This is a genomic window from Variovorax sp. P2_H12, assembly GCF_056403395.1.
Genome location: NZ_JBFUFO010000323.1, coordinates 1 through 366 on the forward strand (window position 1 = coordinate 1; position 366 = coordinate 366).

At 62.3% G+C, this 366-nt stretch carries 1 protein-coding gene; it reads left to right on the top strand.

Annotated features, from left to right (window positions below; all coding sequences use genetic code 11):
- The coding region (locus AC1DYK_RS36330) for a hypothetical protein (RefSeq protein WP_478170678.1) at positions 1–300 on the top strand (300 nt) is incomplete at its 5' end.
- Positions 301–366 lie beyond the last annotated feature (66 nt).

Sequence of the window (366 nt, forward strand, 5' to 3'; positions counted from 1 at the left end):
GCTGAGCTGCGGAGGCGGGCCGGCAAGGCCGACATCGTCCGGGGGGACTTTCGGGACGCGGACAACAAGACGATGACTGAGACCGGGCAAGTAGGTCCCAGTCTCAAGGGTTTTGCGTCGCGGTCGGCATTCGAGGTCTTTGTGAAGCGCTGGAATGCGCAGATGAAGTATGTCGAGGGACTCCTGCAGCAGGACGTGGCAGGAGCCCTGCGCGCGACCGCCGATGACTTTGCCGCACAGGACCAGGCGCAAGCCGACCGGCACAAACGGGCATCCAACAAGGACCGGGATCTGAAGTGACAGTGAGGGGATCGGGGGAACCGGCATGCTGACGTACGAGAATCTCCTCCATGTAGATCTTGGTCC